Annotated in this window: 19 protein-coding genes; 8 read left to right on the plus strand and 11 right to left on the minus strand. The window is 63.1% G+C overall.

Annotation, left to right across the window (positions count from 1 at the left end):
- The first annotated feature begins 1 nt into the window (after position 1).
- Positions 2-346, plus strand: coding sequence for a YggL family protein (locus tag A0O30_RS00855; protein ID WP_003248695.1), 345 nt, complete (start codon positions 2-4; stop codon positions 344-346).
- A 201-nt stretch (positions 347-547) separates the two neighbouring features.
- A complete protein-coding gene (gene dacB, locus A0O30_RS00860) occupies positions 548-2005 on the plus strand; it encodes a D-alanyl-D-alanine carboxypeptidase/D-alanyl-D-alanine-endopeptidase (protein WP_016714859.1) in 1458 nt (485 codons plus the stop codon).
- 130 nt (positions 2006-2135) lie between these two features.
- Here dacB and A0O30_RS00865 read toward each other — a convergent pair whose 3' ends face one another.
- Together A0O30_RS00865 and rlmKL are read right to left on the minus strand one after the other, a co-directional pair.
- Positions 2136-4526, minus strand: a complete 2391-nt coding sequence (locus A0O30_RS00865; protein WP_105945256.1) for a diguanylate cyclase — start codon at positions 4524-4526, stop codon at positions 2136-2138.
- 94 nt (positions 4527-4620) lie between these two features.
- Positions 4621-6813, minus strand: coding sequence for a bifunctional 23S rRNA (guanine(2069)-N(7))-methyltransferase RlmK/23S rRNA (guanine(2445)-N(2))-methyltransferase RlmL (gene rlmKL, locus A0O30_RS00870; protein WP_105945257.1), 2193 nt, complete (start codon positions 6811-6813; stop codon positions 4621-4623).
- Between the two features lie 560 nt (positions 6814-7373).
- Between rlmKL and rmf the strand changes: the two genes are divergently transcribed.
- Positions 7374-7586: a ribosome modulation factor gene (gene rmf / locus A0O30_RS27800; protein WP_177410239.1), complete on the plus strand. Its 213-nt coding sequence runs from the start codon at positions 7374-7376 to the stop codon at positions 7584-7586.
- A gap of 97 nt (positions 7587-7683) precedes the next feature.
- Here the strand turns inward: rmf and A0O30_RS00880 are convergent, their stop codons facing one another.
- Entirely contained in the window at positions 7684-8709 is a 1026-nt protein-coding gene (locus tag A0O30_RS00880) for a quinone-dependent dihydroorotate dehydrogenase (protein ID WP_060498843.1), read from the minus strand.
- Positions 8710-8865: 156 nt separating this feature from the next.
- Between A0O30_RS00880 and A0O30_RS00885 the strand changes: the two genes are divergently transcribed.
- The 5 genes from A0O30_RS00885 to cobA all read left to right on the plus strand — a co-directional run bounded on the left by A0O30_RS00885 (position 8866) and on the right by cobA (position 14663).
- On the plus strand, positions 8866-10080 hold the full coding sequence (locus tag A0O30_RS00885; protein ID WP_105945258.1) for a CmpA/NrtA family ABC transporter substrate-binding protein: 1215 nt from the start codon (positions 8866-8868) through the stop codon (positions 10078-10080).
- A gap of 11 nt (positions 10081-10091) precedes the next feature.
- Positions 10092-10667: an ANTAR domain-containing response regulator gene (locus tag A0O30_RS00890; protein ID WP_019096172.1), complete on the plus strand. Its 576-nt coding sequence runs from the start codon at positions 10092-10094 to the stop codon at positions 10665-10667.
- Positions 10668-11003: 336 nt separating this feature from the next.
- On the plus strand, positions 11004-12215 hold the full coding sequence (locus A0O30_RS00900) for a NarK/NasA family nitrate transporter (protein WP_105945260.1): 1212 nt from the start codon (positions 11004-11006) through the stop codon (positions 12213-12215).
- Between the two features lie 9 nt (positions 12216-12224).
- Positions 12225-13895, plus strand: a complete 1671-nt coding sequence (locus A0O30_RS00905) for a bifunctional protein-serine/threonine kinase/phosphatase (protein ID WP_105945261.1) — start codon at positions 12225-12227, stop codon at positions 13893-13895.
- A 27-nt stretch (positions 13896-13922) separates the two neighbouring features.
- Positions 13923-14663, plus strand: coding sequence for a uroporphyrinogen-III C-methyltransferase (cobA, locus tag A0O30_RS00910; protein WP_027615643.1), 741 nt, complete (start codon positions 13923-13925; stop codon positions 14661-14663).
- 57 nt (positions 14664-14720) lie between these two features.
- Here cobA and A0O30_RS00915 read toward each other — a convergent pair whose 3' ends face one another.
- The 8 genes from A0O30_RS00915 to ppsA form a co-directional block, all read right to left on the minus strand.
- Positions 14721-15755, minus strand: a complete 1035-nt coding sequence (locus A0O30_RS00915; RefSeq protein WP_016714850.1) for an OmpA family protein — start codon at positions 15753-15755, stop codon at positions 14721-14723.
- A gap of 111 nt (positions 15756-15866) precedes the next feature.
- Complete coding sequence (sigX, locus tag A0O30_RS00920) at positions 15867-16433, minus strand: RNA polymerase sigma factor SigX (protein WP_003248665.1); 567 nt, start codon at positions 16431-16433, stop codon at positions 15867-15869.
- 113 nt (positions 16434-16546) lie between these two features.
- Positions 16547-17371 (minus strand): mechanosensitive ion channel domain-containing protein, encoded by an 825-nt coding sequence (locus A0O30_RS00925; protein WP_004376138.1) that lies wholly within the window; start codon positions 17369-17371, stop codon positions 16547-16549.
- 2 nt (positions 17372-17373) lie between these two features.
- Positions 17374-17646: a hypothetical protein gene (locus A0O30_RS00930; RefSeq protein ID WP_014591816.1), complete on the minus strand. Its 273-nt coding sequence runs from the start codon at positions 17644-17646 to the stop codon at positions 17374-17376.
- Positions 17647-17733: 87 nt separating this feature from the next.
- Positions 17734-18729, minus strand: a complete 996-nt coding sequence (locus A0O30_RS00935; protein WP_105945262.1) for a zinc transporter ZntB — start codon at positions 18727-18729, stop codon at positions 17734-17736.
- Between the two features lie 27 nt (positions 18730-18756).
- Positions 18757-19248: a ribonuclease E activity regulator RraA gene (gene rraA / locus A0O30_RS00940; protein WP_016714847.1), complete on the minus strand. Its 492-nt coding sequence runs from the start codon at positions 19246-19248 to the stop codon at positions 18757-18759.
- Positions 19249-19467: 219 nt separating this feature from the next.
- Positions 19468-20460: an alpha/beta fold hydrolase gene (locus tag A0O30_RS00945; RefSeq protein ID WP_105945263.1), complete on the minus strand. Its 993-nt coding sequence runs from the start codon at positions 20458-20460 to the stop codon at positions 19468-19470.
- 101 nt (positions 20461-20561) lie between these two features.
- Positions 20562-22937, minus strand: a complete 2376-nt coding sequence (gene ppsA / locus A0O30_RS00950; RefSeq protein ID WP_025754479.1) for a phosphoenolpyruvate synthase — start codon at positions 22935-22937, stop codon at positions 20562-20564.
- Positions 22938-23026: the final 89 nt, after the last annotated feature.

The following is a 23026-nucleotide window of genomic DNA, read 5'->3' on the forward strand; positions in this document are numbered from 1 at the left end:
CATGGCCACAAACCGCTCCCGTCGTCTGCGCAAGAAGCTGTGTGTCGACGAGTTTCAGGAATTGGGCTTCGAGCTGAACCTGGAATTCAAGGAAGATCTGGATGACCAGGCAATCGATGCTTTCCTCGATGCGTTCCTGGAAGAAGCCATGGACGCCAACGGCCTGGACTATGTAGGCGGTGACGATTTCGGCCTGGTGTGCTCGGTCAAGCGCGGTTCGGTCAGCGAAGAACAACGCGCCGCCGTAGAAGCCTGGCTCAAGGGCCGCAGCGAACTGACCAAAATCGAAGTCAGCCCGCTGCTGGACGCCTGGTACCCGGAAAAGCCGATCAACAAGGCTGAGTGATACGTGCCTGTCTGATCGCTGAAAAGGCCACCCGCATGGGTGGCCTTTTTTATTGCCGATGCTTTTTATCCGCCATGCTTTTCCGTCGAACGTGGCGCATCGTCGCTGCGCTTGGGGCATAATGCGTACTCTTTCGTCCTGGGGCCATCATCTCTTACAGCCCCTATGCCCTTTTCCCTCGCTGCAGGGTATTTATTCATTATGATCAAAACGCTTCGTCCCCTCGTTCTTGCCGGCCTGCTGTTGCCACTCGCATTGCCCAGCCACGCCGCCGCCGTCAATACCACCCTGCCCGCCAAAGTGCAGCAGGCGCTCAAAGCCAACAAGCTGCAGGACACAGCGCTGTCACTGGTAATGCTGCCGCTGGACGGGCCAGGTACCCCGACCGTGTTCAATGCCGATGTTTCGGTGAACCCGGCCTCGACCATGAAACTGGTTACCACCTATGCCGCCCTCGAACTGCTCGGCCCCACCTTCCAGTGGAAAACCGAGTTCTACACCGACGGCACCCTGAGCAACGGCGTGCTCAACGGCAACCTGTACCTCAAAGGTGGCGGCGACCCGAAACTGAACATGGAAAAGCTCTGGTTGCTGATGCGTGACCTGCGCGCCAATGGCGTGCGCACCATCACCGGTGACCTGGTGCTGGACCGCAGCCACTTCGTGCAGCCCAACCTGCCGCAGTTCAACGATGACGGCGGCGATGAAAACAAGCCGTTCCTGGTCAAACCCGACTCGCTGCTGGTCAACCTCAAGGCCCTGCGCTTCGTGGCCCGCAACGATGGTGGCAAGGTTACCATCGCGGTCGAACCCCCGATTGCCAGCATTCGCATCGACAACCAGGTCAAGGCCGTGGCGTCCAAGCAGTGCACGGGTGATGTGCGCTACAACCCGGTACCTCAGGCCGATGGCATCAGCGTCACCGTCAGCGGCCAGCTGGGTGACGGCTGCAACTCGCAGACCTACCTGTCGCTGCTCGACCACCCGACCTACGCCGCCGGTGCCGTGCGCGCGATCTGGAACGAGCTGGGTGGCAACATCCAGGGTGGCGACCGCATCGAGAATGTGCCCAAAGGGGCACGCCTGCTGGCCCGCGCCTTCTCGCCAGACCTGGTGGAAGTGATCCGCGACATCAACAAGTACAGCAACAACACCATGGCCCAGCAGCTGTTCCTGAGCCTTGGCGCGCAGTTCCGCACCGATGCCGACGGCGACGACGCCCGTGCCGCGCAACGCGTGGTCCGCCAGTGGCTGGCGAAGAAAGGCATTACCGCGCCGCACCTGGTGATGGAAAACGGCTCGGGGCTGTCGCGTGCCGAACGGGTCAGCACCCGGGAAATGGCCGAGATGCTGCAGGCCGCCTGGAAGAGCCCCTATGCCGCCGAGTTCATGAGCTCGATGCCGCTGGTGGGCATGGACGGCACCATGCGCAAGCGCCTCAAGCGCACAGCCATGACCGGCGAAGGGCACATCAAGACCGGCACGCTGAACACCGTGCGGGCGATTGCCGGTTTCAGCCGTGACAGCAACGGCCATACCTGGGCAGTGGCGGCAATCCTCAACGACCCGAAACCATGGGGGGCTTCGCAGGTGCTCGACCAGGTGTTGCTGGACCTGTATCGCCAGCCGAAGCTGGCGGGCAGCACTGCAGCCAACTGATTGGTTAGCCTGTACCGGCCCTTTCGCGGCTAAAGCCGCTCCCACAGGTACTGCACAGGCCTCAAGATTGTGCAAATCCTGTGGGAGCGGCTTTAGCCGCGAAGAGGCCGGTACGGGCAGCCAAAAACAGTCAGGCTGACTCGCCTTCCACCCTGTCCCGCCCAGCCTGCTTGGCTGCATACACCCCCGCATCCGCCCGCAACAACAGGGCATCGGCGCCCTCCCCCGGCCGCCATCCCGCCACACCAAAACTGGCCGTCACCTTGCCCACGCCATCCACCGGCACATTGCGCAGCCCATGCCACAACTCCAGCGCCAGCAACCGCGCCTGCTCGGCATCACTGCCCGGGCACAGCACCATGAATTCCTCTCCGCCCAGCCGGCAGAACACATCGGTGCGCCGCAAGCGCTGGCCGATACGCTGGCACAGGCTGCGCAGCACCCGGTCGCCGACGGCATGGCCGAAGCGGTCGTTGATGTGCTTGAAGTGATCGATATCGAGCATGATCACGGCCAGCGCCAAGCCATCACGCTGAGCCCGCTCCAGTTCGACCTTGAGCCGTTCCTGAAAGTACCGACGGTTATGAATGCCGGTCAGTGAATCGGTCACCGACAGCGCCCGCAACTCTTCCTCCACACCCTTGAGGTCCGAGATGTCCGTCAGGTAGCCATGCCACAAGGTACAGCCCTGCTCACCCACTTCCGGCGTCGCTTCGCCACGCACCCAGCGCAGGCCGGCACGTGGCAGGCACACCCGGTATTCCTCGCGCCAGGGTGCCAGGTGCTCGGCCGAGTAACGTACCGAACGGCGCACGCGCTCCAGGTCATCGGGGTGGATACGCTCGAACACCACCGAGGCATCTTCGCGCAACTGCTGCAGGTCCACTTCGTAGATGTCGTAAAGGCCTTTGCTGGCATAGGGGAAACACGAATGCCCATCGGCATCCAGGCGATACTGATAAATACCGCCCGGCACCTCGGCACTGAGCTTTTCCAGCAGCCGGTCGCGCGCCGCCAGTGCCTCGTGTACCCGACGCCGCTCGGTGACATCGATGCAGATGGCCAGGTAGCCAACCCACAGGCCCTGTTCGTCAAGCATGGCCGTGACCAGCATGTTGGCCACCAACTGGCTGCCATCGGCGCGTAGCAAGGTCCACTCACCCGGCTCGGCGCCTCGCTCGTAAACGGTTTCTGCAAACAGCGCCTGTCCACCGGCAATGTGCCGGCCAAAACGCTGGCTGAGCGCATGCGCACGCTGGTTCAATTCGTCCGGCAGCACCAGGTCCTCCAGGCGCAACTGGCCGATGGCCTGGTTAGCCGGGTAACCCAGCATACGCTCGGCCCCCGTGTTGAACGTGCTGACTTCACCCTTGAGGTTGGTGGCAATAATGGCCACCTGGGTCGCGGCCTCCAATACACTGCGCAACTGATTATGGGTGCCGCGCAAGGACTGCTCGCTGACCCGCAACTCGGCGGTACGCTGCTCGACCAGGGCCAGGGCACGCTGGCGCTGGCTGAACAGGCTGTAGAGCAAGGCACTGAGCAGCAGGCTCAACAACCCGCCCAGCAGCCCGACCGCCAGTACCGCCGATGAGCGATTGGCCCGCACGAAGGCCTGGCTCGGCAGGATGCTCAGCTGGAAGTGGTGGTCTGCCAGGTGCAGCAGCTGGTTGCTGCTCAGCGACAACGGGGCAACCTGGTTCTGCGAGTCGTACAGTACTTGCGGCCCTTGCAACCCGGACGGGTCGACGATACGCACCACCAGGTTGTCATCCGCTGCCACAGGGCGTCCATCGCTGACCATCTCGCGCATGCTCAACAACGCCACCACATAGCCCACTGCAGCGCCATGCGGGTTGGCATCGGAAAACACGGGGGCTACCAGCACCAGGCCGCGCGCATACGAAGGAATATCGTACATGGCCAAGGGCTCGGACACCGCCATGCTGCCAGGCCCGAGCGCCCGCGCCAGGGCAGCCTGGGGCTCACCCTGGCCGGCAAGATCCAGCCCATAGGGCAGCCCGGGCATTTCACCGGATTGGGTATACAACACAGGGAAGTAATGGTCGCGCAACGGCGCGGGGTGCCACTGGCCTTGCGCATCCTGGTCACGGATCACATAGCCCGGGCCGGAATGCTCGCGGGCATGCTGCTCGAACTCGGCGCGCTGCGCGGCCTCCACACGCGGCGCCCAGGCGTAGGCCAAGGTACGCTGCAGCAACGGCCGGGCGTAACCGTCAAATTCGCGTGGTGTCACTTCGTTGGAAAAGCTGAAGAACCGCCGCAGGCCATCCAGGCGCTGCTGTTGTTCATCAAAACGCTCGGCAATACGGCTGTAGCGTTCGCTGGCCAGCAACTCGAAGCGCTGGCGCAACTGCTGCTTGTAAAACGCCTGCGCGGCCAGTGCCAAGGCGGCCGTCAACAGACCGCCCGCCACCAAGGCCACCAGCGCCACCGCCCACGCGGACACCGTCTCTGTGCACAGGCCAGATAACCGCGCACGCACGCCACACTTTGACATACACCCATCTCGTCACGTCAGCGTCCTGCGGATTATCTTGCCCTGCCCACATTTATAGCTATTGGCCATTAGCCGCGCAATGTACCTCGTCGGTTCAGCGCAACTGTAGGCGCCAGGCCCGGTGAATCCGGTTGTTACGGGCGAAGTCCGGGTCCAGGGTATGGGCGGTGATTTCCTCCACCGCATAACGCGCCATCAGGTGCTCGTCCAGCTGGAACTTGCGGAAGTTGTTGGAGAAGTACAACACACCGCCCGGCGCCAGACGGGCCATGGCCAGGTCCAGCAGTTGAACGTGGTCACGCTGCACGTCGAACACGCCTTCCATGCGCTTGGAGTTGGAGAAGGTGGGCGGGTCGATGAAAATCAGGTCGTAGCTGTCGCGGTTACCCTCCAGCCAGGCCATCACATCACCCTGCTCCAGGCGGTTGCGCTCAGAGAAGCCATTAAGCGCCAGGTTGCGCCGCGCCCAGTCCAGGTAGGTTTTCGACAGGTCGACGCTGGTGGTGCTGCGCGCACCGCCCTTGGCCGCATGCACGGTGGCGGTGGCGGTGTAGCAGAACAGGTTGAGGAAGCGCTTGTCGGCAGCCTCGCGCTGGATGCGCATGCGCATCGGGCGATGGTCGAGGAACAGCCCGGTGTCGAGGTAGTCGGTGAGGTTGACCAGCAGCTTGACGCCACCTTCGTTCACCTCCTGGAAACGGCCCTCGGTCGCCTGGCGCTCGTACTGGCGGGTGCCGCTCTGGCGCTCGCGGCGCTTGAGCACTACGCGCTGCGGCGAAATGCCCAGCGCCTGCGGGATGGCTGCCAACGCATCGAGCAGGCGCGCCTGGGCCTTGTCCGGGTCGATCGAGCGTGGCGCGGCATACTCCTGCACATGTACCCAGTCATGGTACAGGTCAACAGCCAACGCGTACTCGGGCATGTCGGCATCGTACAGGCGGTAGCAGTCGACCTGTTCGCGGCGAGCCCATTTGCCCAGCTGTTTGAGGTTTTTCTGCAACCGGTTGGCAAACATCTGCGCGCCTTCCGAAAGGCGTGCCGGTTCGCTGGCAACGGCGGGTTGCTGGCGGGTTTGCGCGCCCTCAGGTTGTGCTTCGCGACGCTCGCCGGTGACGAACTGGTCAGGCTGCACCTTGAACAGCAGCAGCTTGCACGGCAAGGCGCCGTTCCAGAACGCGTACTGTTTGTGGCTGCGAATGCCCATGCGCTTGCCCAGCTGCGGCGCACCGGTGAACACCGCTGCCTCCCAGCCCATGCAGGCCTGGCGCAGGCGCTCGCCGAGGTTCTGGTAGAGGTACAGCAAGCTGGCTTCATCACCCAGACGCTCGCCGTAGGGCGGGTTGCTGATGACCAGGCCTTTCTGGTTCTGGTCCGGGCGCGGCTCGAAGGTGCTGACTTCGCCCTGGTAGATTTTCACCCAGTCACCCAGGCCGGCACGCTCGACGTTGTTGCGGCCCGGCTGGATCAGCCGCGGGTCGGCCTCGTAGCCACGGATCCACAGCGGCGGCTTGGCCAGGCCAGCCTGTGCACGCGCCTGCGCTTCGTCATGCACCTTGCGCCACAGCGCCGGCACATGGCCCAACCAGGCACTGAAGCCCCAGCGCTCACGCTTGAGGTTGGGCGCAATGTCGGCGGCGATCATCGCGGCCTCGACCAGGAAGGTACCCACACCGCACATCGGGTCGGCCAACGCGCCACCTTCGGCGGCAATGCGCGGCCAGCCGGAGCGGATCAACACCGCAGCCGCCAGGTTTTCCTTCAGCGGCGCAGCGCCTTGCTGCAGGCGGTAGCCACGCTGGTGCAAGCTGTGGCCGGACAGGTCGAGGGAGAGAATGGCCTCGCCACGGTCCAGGCGCAGGTGCACGCGTACGTCGGGGTCGATCTTTTCCACCGACGGGCGCAGGCCTTCGCGGTTGCGCAACTTGTCGACGATCGCGTCCTTGACCTTCAGCGCACCAAAGTGAGTGTTGTCGATGCCCGAGCCATGGCCACTGAACTCCACCGCCAGGGTGCCATCGGCTGCCAGGTGGTCGGCCCAGTCGACCGCGTGCACGCCATCGTAAAGGTCGTCGGCGTTCTTCATGGAGAAGCGCTTGAGCACCAGCAACACCCGGTTGGCCAGGCGTGACCAGACACACAGGCGGTAGGCGGTTTCCATGTCGGCGGCGCCGCGAATGGCCGAGGTGTGCTCACGCACTTCGTCCAGGCCAAGGCCTTTGGCCTCTTCGGCAAGCAGGCCTTCAAGGCCTTTGGGGCAGGTGAGGTAGAGTTCGAAACGGTCCGACATGAGTATTCCAGAGCCTTGGGCTATTGACTGACGAGGCGACGCATCACCCCGCGATGTTTGCCCGCAGGCCTTTCCAGCAGGCGTGCGGGTGGCCCTTCCTGGCACATGAACGTGCCGCGAAAGGCCAGGCCACCTGACCGATCTGCACTCAGCCCGGTGGCCAAGACAGCTTAGATCATCAGGCAGTATGAAAAATTCTGGCGATAACCGGGGCGATGTGACCCTTCGTCGCATTTCAAATTATTTCTGTCATCCGCAAGCAACGCTGGCGAAATGACGTCAATGTTCAGCAAACCCCGATCACAGCGGGCTCAACGCCAAACAAGGTTGAGTCGCATTTATTTACTTATCCCCTCACCCTAGGAAAGGTTACGTGCTTATGACAAATCGATCATTCACACCGTGACTCGCATTCGTTAGAACTGGTCTCAGGTCGCTTCGCAACGAGGCGGCACCTTCAGCCCGCCACGCCGGCAGCGGGCGCACACCGGCAGAAAGATTCTGCCCGGCCTCGGAGAGGCCGACGGGACATTACAGTCAACAAGTGAGGGCAGCACCCTATGAGAAGACTTAAGCGTGATCCGTTGGAAAGAGCTTATAAACGTGGTTTCCTGTACGGGATGGCCGGCAAATCCAAAGAGCTTTGCCCTTACGAGGGTGAAAAACAATTCAACTGGAATAATGGCTGGCGAGAAGGTTTTGATGCCAGGTGCGCCGGCGAGACCGGCATCGCTGGCATCCACAGGCTCTCCGAAAATCACGCCTTTGGCTGAACGAGGACACTGAATTCGAGTCACCATGCGCGCCCTATCCGGGCGGCGGGCTGCGGCCCAGGGGCCCCTTGACGGGGCCCTTTTTTATGCCTGCCGTTTAACCGCGCGGTAATGCCGCAATGGCATCGACCGCTTCACGAATCAATGCCGGCCCCTTGTAGATGAAGCCCGAGTAGATCTGTACCAGGCTCGCACCGGCAGCGATCTTCTCGGCGGCGTGACGGCCTTCGGTAATGCCACCAGCAGCAATGATCGGCAACTTGCCGCCCAGCTCGCCTGCCAGCACCTTGACAATGTGGGTGCTCTTTTCCAGCACCGGCGCGCCCGACAGGCCACCCGCCTCGCCGCCATACGGCAGCCCCTCGACACCTTCACGGCCCAGCGTGGTGTTGGTGGCGATCACCGCATCCATGCCCGACGCCATCAGCGCGGCAGCCACCAGCGCAGTTTCTTCGTCGCTCATGTCCGGGGCGATCTTGATGGCCAGCGGCACACGCTTGCCATGGGTAGCCGCCAGTTGCTCGCGGCGTTCGGCCAGGGCATCGAGCAACTGCTTGAGCGAATCGCCGAACTGCAGGCTGCGCAGGCCCGGGGTATTCGGCGAGCTGACGTTGACGGTGATGTAGCTGGCGGCGGTGTACACCTTGTCCAGGCAGATCAGGTAGTCATCCACGGCGCGCTCGACCGGGGTGTCGAAGTTCTTGCCGATGTTGATGCCCAGCACACCGTTGTAACGCGACGCCTGCACGCGGCCAAGCAGGTGATCGACGCCCAGGTTGTTGAAGCCCATGCGGTTGATGATGGCCGTGGCTTCCGGCAGGCGGAACAACCGCGGCTTGGGGTTGCCCGGTTGTGGACGCGGGGTGACGGTGCCGATTTCGACAAAGCCGAAGCCCAGCTGGGCAAAGCCGTCGATGGCCGCGCCGTTCTTGTCCAGACCTGCGGCCAGGCCCACCGGGTTGGCGAAGTTCAAGCCCATGACCGAAACCGGCAATGCCGCCGGCTGCTTGCACAGCATGCCATTGAGGCCAAGACGGCCACCGGCACCGATCAGGTCCAGGGACAGGTCGTGGGAAGTTTCCGGGGAAAGCTTGAACAGCAGCTGGCGGGCCAGGGTATACATGGGCGGGCAAGGCTCGGGGTGAGTGAGGGGGCGATTATAGCCAGCCTGGGGCTGGCAGGACAGCAAATCGTGGGGCCGCTACGCGCCCCGGCCACCCTTGGCACATCGGTTGCACCGGTTTGGCCCACAGCCTTATCAGTACAGGCGAGGAACCTTGTGAACACCGTACCCCGAGCAACGCCCCTGGCCTGGGTCAATGGCAGTGACGCGCCGGAAAAGCCCAGCCTGAACATCGGCTATATGGCACTGACCGACTGCGCCTCGGTGGTGGTCGCCGCCACCCAGGGCTTCGCCCAGCAATACGGCCTTACCCTCAACCTCAAGCGCCAAGGCTCCTGGGCCGGGCTGCGCGACAAGCTGGTCAGCGGCGAGCTGGATGCCGCGCACTGCCTGTATGGCTTGGTCTATGCCGTGCACCTGGGCATCGGTGGCGTACCGGCCAGTGACATGGCGGTGCTCATGGGCCTGAACCAGAACGCCCAGGCCATCAACCTCTCCCCTGCCTTGCAGCGCAAAGGCGTGACCAACCCTGAAGCATTGGCGCGCCTGGTGCACCAGCATGGCGCACGCCTGACCTTCGCCCAGACCTTCCCCACCGGCACCCACGCCATGTGGCTGTATTACTGGCTGGCCAGCCAGGGCATCCACCCGCTGCGCGACGTGGACAGCGTCGTGGTGCCGCCAGCCCAGATGGCCGCGCATATCCAGGCGGGGCGCATCGACGGCTTCTGCGTGGGTGAGCCTTGGGCCGCCGATGCTGTGGCCAAGGGCCAGGGTTTTACCCTGGCCACCAGCCAGTCGATATGGCCAGACCATCCGGAAAAGGTGCTGGCGTGTGCTCGCGCCTTCGCCGAACACTACCCCAACAGCGCCCGCGCGCTCATCAAGGCGATCCTCGCCGCCAGCCGGTTCATCGAGCAAAGCCCCGAAAACCGCCGCAGCACTGCGCAACTGCTTAGCGGCAACGCCTACCTGGACACCCCGCTGGACAGCATCGAGCCCCGCCTGCTCGGCCACTATCAGGATGGCCTAGGCAACCAGTGGCAAGACCCGCACGCCCTGCGCCTGTTCGACCAGGGCCGGGCCAACCTGCCGTACCTGTCCGACGGCATGTGGTTCATGACCCAGTTCCGCCGCTGGGGCCTGTTGCGCGAAGACCCCGACTACCTCGGTGTGGCTCGGCAGGTTCAGCAGTTGGGGCTGTACAGCGAGGCGGCGCAAAGCCTGGGCGTCGCGTGCCCCGAACAGCCGATGCGCAACAGCCTGCTGATCGATGGCATCCGCTGGGACGGCAGCGATCCTTATGGCTATGCCCGCAGCTTCAGCCTGCATGCCCTGGGCGACCTGCCCGATGCCCGCGTCGGCGCGTGAGGGGGACCAACATGTTGCGCATTCTGCTGATCGACGACACCCAGAACAAACTCGGCCGCCTCAAGGCGGCGTTGATCGAGGCCGGCTTCGAGGTTACCGAAGCCCCAGGCCTGACTATCGACCTGCCCGCCTGCGTCGAAACGGTGCGCCCGGATGTGGTGCTGATCGATACCGACTCACCGGACCGCGACGTGATGGAACAGGTGGTGCTGGTCAGCCGCGACCAGCCGCGCCCCATCGTGCTGTTCACCGACGAGCACGACCCTGGCGTGATGCGCCAGGCGATCCAGGCGGGCGTCAGTGCCTACATCGTCGAAGGCATCCATGCTGCCCGGCTGCAGCCGATTCTGGATGTGGCCATGGCCCGCTTTGAAAGTGACCAGGCGCTTAGGGCGCAGCTGCTGGCGCGCGACCAGCAGCTGGCCGAGCGCAAGCGTATCGAGCAGGCCAAGGGTTTGCTGATGAAGATGAAGGATTGCAACGAAGAACAGGCCTACACCCTGATGCGCCGCCAGGCCATGAGCCGGCAGCAGAAGCTGATCCAGGTGGCCGAGCAGATCATTGCCATGCACGAAATGCTGGGCTGACTCCCTATTGTCATGCTCAAACTCTAAATGCTGGCGCCATCAATGTGGGAGCGGCCTTGTGTCGCGAAAGGGGCGCGTAGCGGCCCCGGCATTTCAGCTTCGCCACAAATATTGCTGGGGCTGCTTCGCAGCCCTTTCGCGACACAAGGCCGCTCCCACAAAGTCCGCGCTTCTTGAGATACCGAGTTGGCCCGGCTCTTGCTGATGTATTTACACCGGTAGCCAACGGCGGTTGCCCCACTTAAATCCCGACAAAGACGTCGCTCTCCCCTCCACAACCGTGGAGCGGGTGGCGGCGTCTTTTTCGTTCCGTTGCATTGCCGAGTGAGGTGTTCGATGAGTACCAGCTTCTGGAAATCCGGGCATGTGCCCACGCTGTTCGCCGCGTTCCTGTACTTCGACCTCAGCTTCATGGTCTGGTACCTGCTGGGCCCGCTGGCGGTGCAGATTGCCGCCGACTTGCAGCTGAGTGCACAACAACGGGGCCTGATGGTGGCCACGCCGATCCTGGCCGGGGCGATCCTGCGCTTTGCCATGGGCGTGCTGGTTGACCGCCTGTCACCCAAAACAGCCGGGCTGATCGGCCAGGTGGTCGTCATCGTCGCCTTGGCGTGCGCCTGGCACCTGGGGGTGCACAGCTACGAACAGGCCCTGCTACTGGGCGTGTTCCTCGGCTTTGCCGGTGCGTCGTTTGCCGTGTCGTTGCCGCTGGCTTCACAGTGGTACCCGCCGCAGCATCAGGGCAAGGCCATGGGCATCGCCGGTGCCGGCAACTCCGGCACCGTGTTCGCCGCCCTGCTGGCCCCGGCGCTGGCTGCCGGCTTTGGCTGGAACAATGTGTTCGGCTTCGCGCTGATTCCGTTGTCGCTGGCGCTGGTGGTGTTCGCCCTGCTGGCGCGCAATGCGCCACAACGCCCCAAGCCAAAAGCGATGGCCGACTACCTCAAGGCCCTCGGCGACCGTGACAGCTGGTGGTTCATGTTCTTCTACAGCGTCACCTTTGGCGGCTTCATCGGCCTGGCCAGCGCCCTGCCCGGCTACTTCAGCGACCAGTACGGCCTGAGCCCGGTCACCGCCGGCTACTACACCGCCGCCTGCGTATTCGCCGGCAGCCTGATGCGCCCGCTCGGCGGCGCCCTGGCCGACCGCTTCGGCGGTATCCGCACCCTGTTGGGCATGTACAGCGTGGCAGCCATCTGCATTGCGGCAGTCGGTTTCAACCTGCCGTCCGCAGCCGCCGCACTGGCGCTGTTCGTAAGCGCCATGCTTGGCCTGGGCGCCGGTAATGGTGCGGTATTCCAGTTGGTACCACAGCGCTTCCGCCAGGAGATCGGTGTGATGACCGGCCTGATCGGCATGGCCGGCGGTATCGGTGGTTTCCTGCTGGCGGCCGGGCTTGGCACCATCAAGCAGCACACCGGTGACTACCAGTTGGGGTTGTGGCTGTTCGCCAGCCTGGGCCTGCTGGCCTGGTTCGGCCTGCATGGCGTGAAACAACGCTGGCGCACCACCTGGGGCTCGGCAGCCGCGACCGCTGCACGGGTCTGAGGGACACCCATGAGCCTGCAACTGAAGTTCGCCCAAGCCAGCGCCACCGGGCCTCGCGAGGAAAACCAGGATGCCCTGCGCCTGGTCACCCCGGCGCCGGAGCTGGCCGCCAGCAAGGGCTACCTGTTCGCCCTCGCCGACGGCGTCAGCCAATGCGCCGATGGTGGCCTGGCAGCACGCGCCAGTTTGCAGGCACTGGCGCTGGACTACTACGCCACCCCCGCCACCTGGAGCGTGGCCCAGGCCCTGGACCGCCTGTTGCTGGCTCAGAACCGCTGGTTGCGCGCCCAGGGCAGCGGCCAGCCTTTGCTGACCACACTCAGCGCACTGGTGTTACGTGGCCGGCGCTTCACCTTGGCCCATGTGGGTGATTGCCGGGTTTACCGCTGGTACGCCGGGCGCCTGCAGTGCCTGAGCGAAGACCATGTGTGGGATCAACCGGGCATGCAGCATGTGCTGAAACGCGCGCTGGGCCTGGACCAACACCTGCTGGTGGATTACCTCGAAGGCGAACTGCAACCGGGTGAGTGCTTCCTGCTGCTCAGCGACGGGGTCTGGGCCAGCCTGGGCGACCAACACATCCAGGCCGTGCTGCGCGAACAAACCAACCTGCAACTGGCCGTCGACACACTGGTTGCCAGCGCGCACCTCAATGGCAGCCAGGACAACGCCAGTGCCTTGCTCGTGCACGTCGAGCAGTTGGGCACCGCCAACCTGGGCGATACCCTGGCGCAATTGCAGCAGTGGCCGGTACCCGGCGCGCTGCGAACAGGCCAAGTGATCGATGACTGGCAGGCCGACTGCCTGCTTTCACAAAGCCGCCAGTCGCTGCTGTACCGGGTGCGCGACAGCCAAGGCCAACCTTGGCTTCTCAAGACCCTGCCTGCCGAACGCGAACAAGAGCCCGGTGCTGCGCAAGCGCTGTTGCTCGAAGAGTGGTTCCTGCGCCGGGTTGCAGGCCGCCACTTCCCCGAGTTGCATGCGGCCAGCCAGCGGCAACACCTGTACTACGTGATGCGCGAGTACCCCGGCCAAAGCCTTGCCACCCTGCTGGCCGAGCACGGCCCGCTGCCCCTGCCGCACTGGCTGGAGATGGCCCGGCAACTGCTGCAGGCGGTTGGCGTGTTGCACCGGCGCAACCTGCTGCACCGCGACATCAAGCCAGACAACCTGCACCTGGGCAGCGATGGCCAGCTGCGCCTGCTGGATTTCGGTCTGGCCTATTGCCCCGGCCTTTCCGAAGACTCGCCGCACGACGTGCCCGGCACGCCCTCGTACATCGCCCCGGAAGCGTTCGACGGCCAACCACCCAGCCCGCGCCAGGACCTGTATGCCGTGGGCGTGACGCTGTATCACCTGCTGACCGGGCACTACCCGTATGGCGAGGTGGAAGCCTTTCAGCGCCCGCGCTTCGGTCAGCCGGTCAACGCTGCACGCTACCGCCCCGACTTGCCGGAATGGCTGCAGCACAACCTGCAGCAGGCGGTGGCGGCCGATCCGGCGCAGCGCTTCGAAACGGCCGAACACTGGTTGTTGCTGCTTGAGCGTGGCGACCGCCAAGAGCTGCCTGACAGGCCACGCCCCTTGCTGGAACGCGAGCCGTTGAAGGTATGGCGCACCCTGGCCCTGCTGTCGTTGCTACTCAACCTGATCCTGCTGCTTGGCCTGCTCAAAGGCTGAGCGCACCCTGCCAACGAGGAATACCCGATGAATGCAAAAGTCTGGCTGGTAGGCGCCGGCCCTGGCGACCCTGAACTGCTCACCCTCAAGGCCGTGCGTGCCTTGCAGCAAGCGGCAGTGGTAATGATCGACGACCTGGTCAACCCGGCAGTGCTGGAGCATTGCCCGCAGGCCCGGGTGATTGCCGTGGGCAAGCGTGGCGGCTGCCGCTCCACGCCACAAGCGTTCATCCAGCGCCTGATGCTGCGCCATGCTCGGCAAGGACGTTGCGTGGTACGGCTCAAGGGCGGCGATCCGTGCATTTTCGGCCGTGGCGGCGAAGAGGCACTGTGGCTACAGGGGCATGGTATTGAGGTGGAGTTGGTCAACGGCATCACGGCCGGTCTGGCAGGCGCCACGCAATGCGGGATTTCGCTGACCTCACGCGGGGTGAGCCGAGGGGTGACGCTGGTAACGGCGCATACGCAGGACGACAGCGAGCTGAACTGGGCAGCCTTGGCCCAGGGCGGGACAACGTTGGTGGTGTACATGGGGGTTGCGCGACTGGAGCAGATTCGCCAGGGGTTGCTGGAGGGTGGCATGGCACCCGGAATGCCAGTGGCGATGATCGAGAATGCCTCATTGCCGCAGCAGCGAGAGTGCAGGAGCGATGTGCGGGGGATGGTCGAAGATGCGCAGGGATTTGGTTTGCGTAGCCCGGCGATTCTGGTGATTGGCGAGGTCGTTGACGAACGACAGGTTCAGAGACTGTTGGCAGTCGCCGGGTAAAATCCGAGCAAAGAAAAACCCGGCCGAGGCCGGGTTTTTCATGAAACATCAGGCCAATTACTTGGACTGAGCTTCTACCTGAGCTTCAACGCGACGGTTGATAGCACGGCCTTCTTCGGTGGCGTTGTCAGCAACCGGACGGGTTTCGCCGTAGCCTACCGAGTCAACACGGCTGGATTCTACGCCGTACTGCTGGGTCAGCACTTGCTTGACAGCGTTGGCACGACGCTCGGACAGCTTCTGGTTGTAAGCGTCTGGACCCACGGAGTCAGTGTGACCTTCAACCACGGTGGTGGTTTGTGGGTACTGCTTCATGAAGTCAGCCAGGTTTTTGATGTCGCCGTAGCTGTTTGGCTTGACGACCGACTTGTCGAAGTCGAACTTCACGTCCAGCTCAACACGAACGACTTCGGCAACAGCCGGGCAGCCGTCGGCGTCAACGGTAACGTTGGCCGGGGTGTCTGGGCACTTGTCGACGTTGTCGCAAACGCCGTCGTTGTCGGAGTCGGAGCAGACTTCAGCAACTGGAGCCGGAGCGGCTGCGGCTTGCTTCGGGCTACCGCCGAAGTTCAGGCCAACACCAACGCTTGGAGCCCACTCGGTGTCGCCCTGGTCGATGTTGTACTGAGCTTCTACGCCGGCACGGGCGTAGAACATGTCGGTGATGTACCACTTGGCGCCAGCGCCAACGTTGGCGAAGGTGGAGTGGTCACGACCGCCACGGCCGGTCTGGCCCAGCGACTGGTGCGAGAAACCAGCGGAAACGTACGGACGGATAGCGTCGTACGGGTTGTTGAAGTGGTAAACGGCGTCCAGGGCGGTGTTCGAGCCCTTGATGTTCTTGCCGTCTTCGCCACGAGCGTTGTGTACTTCGTCGTAGCCCAGACGCAGTTCAACGTCGTCGGTCAGGAAGTAACCGATCGAGCCGCCGAACAGGTTGCCGTCGTTCTTGAAGTCGCGCTGGCTGTCGAAGAATTCTTTCTTGTAGAAAACTTCGGTCTCGACGGCGCCTTGACCTTGTGCCATAGCGCCAATCGAAGTGGCGGCTACGAGCGAACCAATGGCCAAGCCCAAGGTGTTTTTCAATTTCATCCGTTAAATCCCCATCTGGTGATAGTTAAGCAGTCCCACCACAAACACGGGGGACAACTCGACGGCAAGTCTAGCAGAACTCGCCGATTCGTTAGAGATATTTGCACGCCACTAAGTTTCATCGAGGCCGGCAAATTTCTCCCGAAGCTTGTCTAGCGCGCGCTTGTAGCGCATTTTCGTCGCGCTCAGGCCCATGTGCATGATGTCGGCAATTTCCTGAAATTCCAGTTCTGCGACAAAACGAAGCACCAGAATTTCCCGGTCAATCGGGTTCACATGCACCAGCCATTTGTCCAGCCCGCCTTTTTCTTCCGGCTTCGGGGCCTTGTCTTCGGACGCCTCTTCGACAGGGTCCAGACTCAAGGCATCCATCAACCGGCGTTTACGGCGCTCCTTGCGGTACTGGGTAATGCACTCGTTGTAGGTGATGCTGTAGAGCCAGGTCTTGAACTTGGATTTACCTTCGAAGTTCTTCAGGCCGTACAGCACTTTCAGCATCACTTCCTGACAGACATCGTCCGCGTCCCGGTCGTTCCCCAGATAACGCGCACAGACGTTGAACAGGGTCCGTTGGTAGCGCCGCATGAGCTCTTCATAGGCGCGGGTAACGTGGTACAGCTCCTCATGCGAACGCGCCACCAACTCTTCGTCGGTGAGCTCGCGGGGGTCATAACGCATGGGCGGCGAATGAACTTTATTCAAAACGGATCTGGCCGACAGTCAGGTCAATGTCGCCGCGCGACCCCGTGGGTCGAATTTCGCGGCGGCATACATTAACAGCTTTTGTGCGGTTAGCGGCTATTGACACGCTGCTCGAGCAACTCGCGGTTGGACAGCGACACCAGTTCGCCATCATCGGTCAGCAGCGTTGTCTTGACCGTACCGATTTCCTCGATGTGCCCTTCAACCTCTCCAATCCGCACCTGCTGGCCGACCTGATACAGCTCGCGCACGTAAATGCCGGCCAGGATCTGCCCGGCGATTTCGCGGCTGCCAAGGCCCATGGCCAAGGCAACGGCCAGACCAACGGTAATCAGCCCGATGACGATAACGTGGTTCAGCAGGTCGGTTTTCACCTCCAGCTGGCTGATGGCCACCGAGATGCTGATGATGATCACCAGGCCCTGGGTAATGCGCCCAAGCCCTGCCGAGTATTCCAGGCCGATGCCTTCGGCAGCGCCGCGCACCAGGCCATTGGCAACCTGTGCCAGCAGCACGCCGGCCAGCAGCACCAAGGCCGCGCCGAACACCTTGGGCAGGTACAGGGCAAGCATGTCGAGGGTGGCCGACACCCGCTCCAGGCCCAGCGACTCGGCGGCCGAGACCAGGAAGATGAGCAGCACGAACCAGTAGACGATCTTGCCGATCAGGGTCGAGATCGGCACCTGAATGCCGACCCGGCCAAGCATCTTGGTGAGGCCGGTGCCGGCCATCAGGCGGTCCAGGCCAAACTTGGCCAGCAGCTTGGACAGCAGTGTGTCGAGCAGCTTGGCCACCACGAAACCGAGCAGCACCACGACCAGCGCGCCGAACAGGTTGGGGATGAAGTTCGCTACCTTGGTCCAAAGGGCAGTCATTGCGGTGACCAGGCTCTGGGTCCAGAGATCGAGTTCCATATTCAATCGGCCTTATCTGCTTTGCTGCCGGTGGCAGCGTTGCGGGAAGAGTGTCGACGCACCGGCGCGACATGCGCCGAGCCATTATTGACGGCGATGAGCAGCGCCTGGCTCCAGCGGCCAAGCAGGCTGAACAGATCACCCGCGCCAACCTGGCGGTTGGCGGTTTTCAGTACGCGACCCAGGCAAGCGGCGTCGTCCCGGTCGTCCCGGTCATTGCCGGAGGGTGACGCCTTGAGCAGGTCGCGCAGGGATTCTTCAAACGGATCGTGCATGGGCACCTCGCGCAGTGTCAGCAAGAGACGAGATGGCCGGGCAATGGGTCACACATCCCATTGGTACGAATGTTTCAAAATACACACCTAAACCCATCGCAACCGCCGGAACAGCCACCACTGCCCCACCGCCAGCCCCAGCACGACGATGCAGGCGAACAGAAAGCCCAACGGGTTATCCGCCCCCGGAATACCGCCGACATTGATGCCCAGCAGCCCGGTGATGAAGCTCATGGGCAAAAAGATGCAGGTGATGATGCCAAAACGGTACATGGTGCGGTTCATCCGCTCGCTGCGCCGCCGGTCTTCGCTTTCCAGCACCAGCGCAGCGCGCTCGCGGGTCAGCTCCAGCTCTTCGAGGTAGCGGATCAGGCTGTTATTGAGCTCGTTCCAGTAATCGGCATCGGCATTGGCGAACCAGCTCCATTTGCTGCGCGACAACTGGGCGTAGATTTCCCGTTGCGGAGCAAGAAAACGGCGCAAGCCGGCGGCACGTCGGCGGATCTGCTGCAGGCTGCCATGCTCAGGGGTGTACCGCTCGTCGGTTTCGACCTTTTCTTCTTCCAGGTCGACCAGTTCGGCCAGGTCACTCACCAGTCCCTGAACCTTTTCAGTCAGCAGTTCGCCCATCAACAGCAACAGTTCGGAGGCCGATTTCGGCCCCCTGCCCTGTTCCAGTTGCTGGAGAATTTCGTCACTGGCACGCAACGGCCTGAGGCGCAACGAGATAACCCGCTGTGCCTCGGCGAAAATACGTACCGAAACCATGTCTTCAGGCTCGGCACCCGGGTTGAGGTTGACCCCGCGCAGGAACAGCAGCAGCTGTTCGTCCGCCATGGGCAGCAGGCGCGGCCGGGTGTTTTCCTCCAGCAGCAGCTCGCAGGCGAACTCGCTCAGGCCACTGTCCTGCAGCAACCAGGTGCGGGTTTGCGGATGGCTGCGGTCCCAGTGCAGCCACAGGCTCTGCTCCGGTTGCAGTTGCAAGCTGTCCAGTTCGGTACGGGCAATCGAGTGCGCGCCGCCTTTACCATCGAGCACCAAGGCATGCACCAGCCCCCACTGCGCGTTGTCTTCCTCGAACATCAAAGCTCCATCAGCGCGTGGGGCGCATCACTCCGGCATTTTCAGCGGGCTTGGCGAAACCAGTACGCCATTGTTGTCGGCATACACGTACTCGCCCGGGCGGAAGGTCACGCCGGCGAAGGTCACCACCACATTTAGGTCACCGATACCACGCTTGTCGGTTTTCATCGGGTGGCTGGCCAGGGCCTGCACGCCGACGTCGGTCTGGATCAGCACATCGACGTCACGCACGCAGCCATAGATCACCAGGCCTTCCCAACCGTTTTTGGCGGCTTTTTCCGCGAGCATGTCACCCAGCAGCGCACGGCGCAGCGAACCACCACCATCGACCACCAGGACCTTGCCCTTGCCGTCGAGTTCGACCTGCTCCTTGACCAGCGAGTTGTCCTCGAAGCACTTGATGGTGACGATCTGGCCGCCGAACGAATCGCGGCCGCCAAAATTGCTGAACATGGGTTCCAGCACGTGTACCAGGTCGGGGTAGGCGTCACACAGGTCGGGCGTTACGTAATGCTGCATGGGAAGCTCCTGTCAGTCACAACGAAAGCGGGTATCGGCCAAGGCTACACCTTGGAGGCCATTGCAGTCATCCGGGACCGGGCAGTCATTTGTATTCATCCTGTACCGGCCCTATCGCCGGCAAGCCAGCTCCCACAAGTACACCACAGGCCTTGAGGTCAGTGGAGAACTTGTGGGAGCTGGCTTGCCGGCGATAGGGCCATTACAGGCAATACAAAATTAACTGACCGCCACTGGCTCCACAGCCACCGTGGATTCATGCACCGGCAGCAATGGATCCCGCAACCAGCGCTCCACCAACGGCCATACCTGCGCCTGCGCAGCCTTGCTCACCAGCATGTCGACATGCCCAAAGGCATCAAAACCTTCCTCACGCCCCAGCCGCAGGAACTGCTTGCGCTCGCCCCCCAACTGCTCGAACAGCTTGCGGCAGGCCCACACCGGGTCCTGGAAGTCCCCCGCGCCGGCCACCGCCAGCAGCGGCACATCCACCTCTGCCAGCCCCGCCCACCAGTCGTGCTGCTTGTCGCCAAAGCGCCCGAACAGGCCATGCCAGCGCATGCTTTCCAGCGCCAGGCCAATCGGCTCGTCTTCCGGCCCACGCTTGAAGCGTGGCCCGGATATCTGCCCCCAGCGCTTGAGCACCAGCTTCGCCCCCCACACCAGCGGTGGCACCTTCAACGGCCAGTAGACACGGCTGATCTGGGTGCCGAACAGCGCCACGCTGGCCACCTGTTCGGCAGCCAGGAAACCACCCCCAAGCGCCGCCACCAGGGTGGTGCCGCCCAAGGAATGGCCAACCCAGTGCGGCGCCTGGCCCGACTGTTCGCGCACGAACGCGGCAATCAGTGGCAGGTCATCACGGGCATAGGCCGCAACGCTGTTGTGCTGCCAGGCATGGTTGCGCGGCGACAGGCCGTGACCGCGCATTTCCGGGATCCACACATCGAAACCGGCACGGGCGAGGTAGGCGCCCAAGCCAATACCTTTGGGCGAATACCAGAAACGCCGGTTGGAAAAACTGCCGTGCAGAAGAATCACCGGCACGCCCTGGGCACGGCCATGGTCGGCCAGCCCCAGGCGGGTGATGGCCAGCTCGACGCTGGGGTCCGGGCCGTTGCCGGCCTTGATCCGGTACACGTCTTCGCTGAGGTCGCCGCGGCGCTCGGCACTGAGCAGGGCCACGGGGAATAGAGTGCTGCTGCTTTGCATAGGTTGCTTGGTGCACAAAAAAGGGCGGGATCCATTGCTGGAACTCGCCCTGGAAAAAACCAGGCGGGGGTACGCCAGACGTCCCCCCGCGTTTTACTGCATCAGGCCGCGCCTTGGCCTTCGGCCAGGAAGAACCAGGTTTCGAGTACCGAGTCCGGGTTCAGCGACACGCTTTCGATGCCCTGCTCCATCAGCCACTTGGCCAGGTCCGGGTGGTCCGATGGGCCCTGGCCGCAGATGCCGATGTACTTGCCGGCCTTGTTGCACGCGGCGATGGCATTGGCCAGCAGCTTCTTGACGGCAGGGTTACGCTCGTCGAACAGGTGGGCGATGATGCCCGAGTCGCGGTCCAGGCCCAGGGTCAGCTGGGTCAGGTCGTTGGAGCCGATCGAGAAGCCGTCGAAGTACTCCAGGAACTCTTCGGCCAGAATGGCGTTGGACGGCAGTTCGCACATCATGATCACGCGCAGGCCGTTGTCGCCACGGGCCAGGCCGTTTTCGGCGAGCAGGTCGACCACTTGGCTGGCTTCGCCCAGGGTGCGTACGAACGGCACCATGATCTCGACGTTGGTCAGGCCCATCTCGTTGCGCACGCGCTTGAGGGCACGGCATTCGAGCTCGAAGCAGTCACGGAACGATTCGCTGATGTAACGCGAAGCGCCACGGAAGCCCAGCATCGGGTTTTCTTCTTCCGGCTCGTACAGCTTGCCGCCGATCAGGTTGGCGTACTCGTTGGACTTGAAGTCCGACAGGCGCACGATGACCTTTTTCGGGTAGAAGGCCGCCGCCAGGGTGCTGATGCCTTCGACCAGTTTCTCGACGTAGAAGCCGACCGGGTCGTTGTAACCGGCAATGCGCTTGTCGACGCTGTCTTTCAGGTCGGCAGGCAGGCCGGCATAGTTCAGCAGCGCCTTGGGGTGCACACCGATCATGCGGTTGATGATGAACTCCAGGCGCGCCAGGCCGACACCGGCGTTGGGCAGCTGGGCGAAGTCGAAGGCGCGGTCCGGGTTGCCGACGTTCATCATGATCTTGAACGGCAGCTCCGGCATGGCGTCGACGGAGTTCTGCTTGACGTCAAAGCCCAGCTCGCCTTCGAAGATGAAGCCGGTATCGCCTTCGGCGCAGGACACGGTCACGCCCTGGCCGTCTTTGAGCACCTGGGTGGCGTTGCCGCAACCCACTACAGCAGGAATGCCCAGCTCACGGGCGATGATCGCCGCGTGGCAGGTACGGCCGCCGCGGTTGGTCACGATGGCGCTGGCGCGCTTCATCACCGGTTCCCAGTCCGGGTCGGTCATGTCGGAAACCAGTACGTCGCCCGGCTGGACCTTGTCCATTTCCGAAACGTCGTTGATCACGCGGACCTTGCCGGCACCGATGCGCTGGCCGATGGCACGGCCTTCGACCAGTACGGTGCCTTTTTCTTTCAGCAGGTAGCGTTCCATGACGTTGGCGCTGGAACGGCTCTTCACGGTCTCAGGGCGGGCCTGGACAATGTACAGCTTGCCGTCGTCACCGTCCTTGGCCCACTCGATGTCCATCGGGCGCTGGTAGTGCTGCTCGATGATCATGGCCTGCTTGGCCAGCTCGCTGACCTCGGCATCGCTCAGGCAGAAGCGTGCGCGCTCGGCGCGGTCCACTTCCACAGTCTTGACCGAACGGCCGGCCTTGGCTTCTTCGCCGTAGACCATCTTGATGGCCTTGCTGCCCAGGTTGCGGCGCAGGATGGCCGGGCGGCCGGCCTGCAGGGTGTTCTTGTGCACGTAGAATTCGTCAGGGTTGACCGCACCCTGCACGACGGTTTCGCCCAGGCCGTAGGCGCCGGTGATGAACACCACGTCGCGGAAGCCCGATTCGGTGTCGAGGGTGAACATGACGCCGGCAGTGCCGGTTTCGGAGCGGACCATGCGCTGCACACCGGCAGACAGGGCCACCAGCTTGTGGTCGAAGCCCTGGTGCACGCGGTAGGCGATGGCGCGGTCGTTGAACAGCGAGGCGAACACTTCCTTGGCCGCGCGGATCACGTTGTCGACGCCACGGATGTTGAGGAAGGTTTCCTGTTGGCCTGCGAACGAGGCGTCTGGCAGGTCTTCGGCAGTGGCCGAGGAGCGCACGGCAACCGCCATGTTGTCGTTGCCGGCAGCCATCGCGGCGAAGGCGGTTCGGATTTCCGAATCCAGACGCGCCGGGAACTCGGCTTCCATGACCCACTGGCGAATCTGCGCGCCGGTCTTGGTCAGGGCATTGATGTCATCCACGTCCAGCGCGTCGAGGGCGGCATGGATCCGGTCGTTGAGACCACTCTGTTCGAGAAAATCGCGGTACGCCTGCGCCGTAGTGGCAAAGCCGCCCGGCACCGATACACCAGCACCGGCAAGGTTGCTGATCATCTCGCCCAGGGATGCGTTCTTGCCCCCCACATGCTCCACATCATGGACGCCGAGCTTATCGAGGGAAACTACGTACTCTACCAAGGTGATCTCTCCACTAACTGTGTTGGAAAAGCTCAAAAAGGCGCCCGCCTGTCTTCTGTGACTTGGCCGGGCGTTTGTGGCCTGTACCT

Source organism: Pseudomonas sp. LLC-1, assembly GCF_002992185.1.
In the GTDB taxonomy this organism is placed as follows: Bacteria; Pseudomonadota; Gammaproteobacteria; order Pseudomonadales; family Pseudomonadaceae; genus Aquipseudomonas; species Aquipseudomonas monteilii.

Bases quoted from the DNA above. Each gene is read 5' to 3' on its own strand.
- A0O30_RS00855 (WP_003248695.1), top strand. From the start codon at position 2: ATGGCCACAAACCGCTCCCGTCGTCTGCGCAAGAAGCTGTGTGTCGAC.
- dacB (WP_016714859.1), top strand. From the start codon at position 548: ATGATCAAAACGCTTCGTCCCCTCGTTCTTGCCGGCCTGCTGTTGCCA.
- A0O30_RS00865 (WP_105945256.1), bottom strand. From the start codon at position 4,526: ATGTCAAAGTGTGGCGTGCGTGCGCGGTTATCTGGCCTGTGCACAGAG.
- rlmKL (WP_105945257.1), bottom strand. From the start codon at position 6,813: ATGTCGGACCGTTTCGAACTCTACCTCACCTGCCCCAAAGGCCTTGAA.
- rmf (WP_177410239.1), top strand. From the start codon at position 7,374: ATGAGAAGACTTAAGCGTGATCCGTTGGAAAGAGCTTATAAACGTGGT.
- A0O30_RS00880 (WP_060498843.1), bottom strand. From the start codon at position 8,709: ATGTATACCCTGGCCCGCCAGCTGCTGTTCAAGCTTTCCCCGGAAACT.
- A0O30_RS00890 (WP_019096172.1), top strand. From the start codon at position 10,092: ATGTTGCGCATTCTGCTGATCGACGACACCCAGAACAAACTCGGCCGC.
- A0O30_RS00900 (WP_105945260.1), top strand. From the start codon at position 11,004: ATGAGTACCAGCTTCTGGAAATCCGGGCATGTGCCCACGCTGTTCGCC.
- A0O30_RS00905 (WP_105945261.1), top strand. From the start codon at position 12,225: ATGAGCCTGCAACTGAAGTTCGCCCAAGCCAGCGCCACCGGGCCTCGC.
- cobA (WP_027615643.1), top strand. From the start codon at position 13,923: ATGAATGCAAAAGTCTGGCTGGTAGGCGCCGGCCCTGGCGACCCTGAA.
- A0O30_RS00915 (WP_016714850.1), bottom strand. From the start codon at position 15,755: ATGAAATTGAAAAACACCTTGGGCTTGGCCATTGGTTCGCTCGTAGCC.
- sigX (WP_003248665.1), bottom strand. From the start codon at position 16,433: ATGCGTTATGACCCCCGCGAGCTCACCGACGAAGAGTTGGTGGCGCGT.
- A0O30_RS00925 (WP_004376138.1), bottom strand. From the start codon at position 17,371: ATGGAACTCGATCTCTGGACCCAGAGCCTGGTCACCGCAATGACTGCC.
- A0O30_RS00930 (WP_014591816.1), bottom strand. From the start codon at position 17,646: ATGCACGATCCGTTTGAAGAATCCCTGCGCGACCTGCTCAAGGCGTCA.
- A0O30_RS00935 (WP_105945262.1), bottom strand. From the start codon at position 18,729: ATGTTCGAGGAAGACAACGCGCAGTGGGGGCTGGTGCATGCCTTGGTG.
- rraA (WP_016714847.1), bottom strand. From the start codon at position 19,248: ATGCAGCATTACGTAACGCCCGACCTGTGTGACGCCTACCCCGACCTG.
- A0O30_RS00945 (WP_105945263.1), bottom strand. From the start codon at position 20,460: ATGCAAAGCAGCAGCACTCTATTCCCCGTGGCCCTGCTCAGTGCCGAG.